The 3,966-nt window shown below is 69.4% G+C and carries 2 protein-coding genes; both read left to right on the forward strand.

What is annotated here, in order from left to right:
- Window positions 1-1,914: 3'-5' exonuclease (locus AB4Y84_RS15460; protein WP_442250390.1), on the forward strand; the 1,914-nt coding region annotated here is incomplete at its 5' end.
- Complete coding sequence (recD, locus tag AB4Y84_RS15465; protein ID WP_442250391.1) at window positions 1,911-3,791, forward strand: exodeoxyribonuclease V subunit alpha; 1,881 nt, start codon at window positions 1,911-1,913, stop codon at window positions 3,789-3,791. The genes AB4Y84_RS15460 and recD, both read left to right, overlap by 4 nt.
- Window positions 3,792-3,966 lie beyond the last annotated feature (175 nt).

Below are 3,966 nucleotides of genomic sequence, written 5' to 3' on the forward strand. Positions count from 1 at the left end.
CATCGCGAAGCCACGCTGGTGCAGCGTGCGCTGGCCGCAGTCGGCATTCCCGCGGTGGCGGCCGGCAAGCAGAGCCTGTTTGCCACCAGCGAGGCCCGTGACCTGCGTGCGTTGCTGCTGGCGTTGCTGCAACCGGCCGACGAAGGGCGACTGCGTACTGCATTGGCAACGGTGCTGCTGGGGCAGCGCGCAAGTGCGATTGCCAGCATGGAGCGTGAGGGGGATCTGCAGCGCGGGTTCCAGGCACAGCTGCTGCACTGGCGCGAGCGCTGGCAGCGTGGCGGCCCGTTCGCGGTGGTGGCCGACGTCTGCGCCGCGCAGGGCGAACGCCTGCTGGCACTGATCGACGGCGAGCGGCGCCTGACCAACTACCTGCAGCTGGGCGAACTGCTGCAGGAAGCCTCCGCGCAGGCACTGGGCATGCACGGCCTGCTGGACTGGCTGCAGGGGCAGATGGCCAACGCCGACCAGGATGACGAGCAGCAGCTGCTGCGGCTGGAGTCGGACGCCCGACGGGTGCAGATCATCACCCTGCACAAGAGCAAAGGCTTGGAATACCCGCTGGTGTTCCTGCCGTTCGTGGGCATCGATGGCGGCGCGCCGAACACCGCCACCCACTGCACCGTGCATCTGCAGGGCGAGCGCCAGCTGCACTGGAAGCTGGACAGGGACGACGCCTGGGACGCGGCCAGCAGCCAGCGCGAGCGCGAACAGCGTGCAGAAGACGCGCGCCTGCTGTACGTGGGCCTGACCCGCGCCGAACATGCCTTGTGGATCGCCGCCGGCGATCTGGCAGGCCATGCGAAGACCCGCCTGGCGCCGTTGCTCGGCGACCTGCAGGCGCTGCGTACGCACGCGGACGTGGACCTGGATGACAGTGCGCCGCCGGGCCGCCTGCCGCAGCTGCTGGCCGAAACCGAAGGTGAGCTGCCTGCGGTGCGTGCCTTGACCCGCCGGGTGCCACATGACTGGTGGGTCTACAGCTTCACCCAGCTGGCGCATGCCGACGCTGGCAACGGCGACGATATCGAAGCGGCGGCCACCGAACTGCCGGCACCGGCTGCCGACGAACCTGCCGGGGCCGAGCTGCCGCTGGAACCGGCGTTGCCGGACGCTGCCGCAGAAGACACAGCGCCGCCGGATCCGCGCTTCATGGGCAGCCGCTTCGGCAATGTGCTGCACGATGCACTGGAGAACGTCGACTTCGCACTGTGGTCGCACTGGCAGCCGCAGCAACCGGCACCGGAGGGACAGGCCGACGTGCTGCGCCGCTCGCTGCACGACGAAGGCTATGCCGACGAGGATCTGGACGATGGCGTGGCGGTGCTGGTGCCGCTGGTCGGCCACACCCTCACCGTACCGCTGCCCGAAGGCGGTGCGCTGTGCAGCGTGCCCGAGCATGAGCGCCGGGCCGAAATCGAGTTCCACTTCGCCATCGAGCCGACCGCAGTACCGGTGCTGCTGCAGCTGCTGCACGAGCACGGCATCTCCAGCGCGCGGCGCGGTTTCGGCCTGCGCAGAAGGCTGGAAGGCCTGATGACCGGCAAGATCGATCTGACCTACGTGCGTGATGGCCGCTGGTATGTGCTGGACTACAAATCCAACCGGTTGCCGGGCTACAGCCCGGACCTGCTGGAGATCGCGATGCGCCACAGCGAGTACGACCTGCAGGCGCTGATCTATACCGTGGCCCTGCATCGCTGGCTGCGCTTCCGCCTGGGCGCGGCATACGACTACGCGCGCGACATGGGCGGTATCCGCTATCTGTTCTGCCGGGGCCTGGATATTGCCGGTAACGGCGTGCACGTGCAGCGCTTCGCGCCTGAGCTGGTGGATGCGCTGGATGCCTTGTTTGCGGGCGGCGAAGCAGCCCAGGCCGAGATGGCGGCGCGCGCGCGCGGAGAAACCGCATGAACCTGCTGCGCGATCTTCATCGCAGTGGCCAGCTGCGCACCCTGGACCACGCCCTGGCCATCAGCCTCAAGCGCCTGCGCGAAGACACACCGGACGACGTGGCACTGGCCGCCGCACTGGCCTCGCTGGCCGTGGCGCAGGGGCACGCTGGCTTCGATCCGCGCCAGCCCCAGCGCGTGATCGATGGCATTCCGGCATGGCCCGAACCTGCGCAGTGGCTGGCGCAGCTGCAGGCCTCGCCCTGGGTGGCGACCCCGCAGGATGCCAGCGCCGCCGCCGCGGAAGCGCCGCTGGTGCTGGAGAACGGTCTGCTGTACCTGCGCCGCTACCGCGAATACGAGCGGCAGTTGGCTGTCGGCCTGCAACGCATCGGCCGCCATCCGTTGCCTGCACCGGACATGGCCGCGGTGGCGCCCCTGTTCGCGCGTCTGTTCCCGCACGCCGCAACGGGTGAGGACCACCAGGCCCGTGCGGCTGGCGTAACCCTGCGCCACCCGCTGGCCCTGGTCACCGGTGGTCCCGGTACCGGCAAGACCACCACCATCGCCCGCCTGCTGCTGCTGTTGGCGGCACAGGCGCAGCACCAGGGCCTGCCCGTGCCAAAGGTAGCGTTGGCTGCACCCACCGGCCGCGCCGCCGAGCGCATGGCCGAAAGCCTGCGCCTGGCCGTCCAGCGGCTGCAGGAGCAGGGGCTGGACCCGGCGCTGTGCACCGCGCTGCCCAGCACAGGCACCACCCTGCATCGCCTGCTCGGGGTGATTCCCGATTCACCGCGCTTCCGCCATCACGCCGACAATCCGTTGCCGGTGGACGTGGTGGTGGTCGACGAAGCTTCGATGATCGACCTGCCGCTGATGGCAAAGCTGGTCGACGCGATCGCCAGCGGTACCCGCCTGATCCTGCTCGGCGATCCCGACCAGTTGCCGTCAGTGGAAGCCGGTGATGTGCTCAGCGCTATCCTGCGCGCCAGCGGCGATGGCATCGGCACCCGCGCCGACGATGCGCAGGCGCTGCATGGACTGCTGGCAGCGGCGACGCTGCAGCCGCAGGCACCGCCGCGCGCGTTCGCAGGCCGCCGCGTGCAGTTGCAGCGTGGCTACCGGCAGAGTGATGCGCTGGACCTGGCGCCGCTGGCGCAGGCCGTGCGTGGCGGTGACAGTGGTACCGCCCTGCGCCTGCTGCGCAGTGGCGGGCTGGCTGGTGTCCGTTTCCATGAAGGCGAGGCGGACCCGTTGCGTGGCCAGCGCGAGCATCTGCTCGACCACTGGCGCGCACTGGCCGACGCAGCGGACCCGGCGCAGGCACTGCAGCAGGCCGGCCGCCTGCGCGTGTTGACCGCACTGCGCGAAGGCCCGCAGGGCGCGCGTGGCCTCAACAGCCGTATTGAACAGCTGCTGGCTGGCAACACCCCGGGCTACTTCCAGGGCCGGCTGCTGCTGATCACCGAAAACAGCTACCGCCACCGCCTGTTCAACGGCGATATCGGCATCTGCCTGCGCGATGRCAGCGGTGCGATGGTGGCCTGGTTCCCCGGCGAGACCGCCGACCAGCCCCGCGCCTTCCACCCGGCAGCGTTGCCCGCACACGAGAGCGCGTTCGCGATGACCGTGCACAAGGCGCAGGGCTCGGAATTCGATGAAGTGTGGTTGCAGCTGCCAAGGCAGGACAGCCGCGTGCTGTCGCGCGAACTGGTCTACACCGGCCTGACCCGCGCCCGCCAGCGCCTGCAGGTGGCCGGCAGCGCCGAGGTGCTGGAGGCGGCATTGAAACGACATGCCAGCCGCCTTGGTGGCCTGGCCTGGCGGCTGGGTGCGGAAGAGGTGACCGAGGAACCGGTGCGCGGCGAAGAACCCACCGTGCAGGGCACGTTGTTCTAAACGCCAGCCTTACCATCACATCGGTCACCTTCATCCACGCACGGCGTGGATCTACCGTGTCGACGAAGATTGACACCCACCAACAGCAWCACAGARCGYCGTTCCGACAGATCGCRGAAATCTGTCGAAGGCGGGGTGGGTCCGGTTGCGGGGGCGTGAGCGCCATGGATGGCGC

The sequence above is a fragment of the Stenotrophomonas sp. 2YAF22 genome, from assembly GCF_052114665.1.
Lineage (GTDB): Bacteria > Pseudomonadota > Gammaproteobacteria > Xanthomonadales > Xanthomonadaceae > Stenotrophomonas > Stenotrophomonas indicatrix.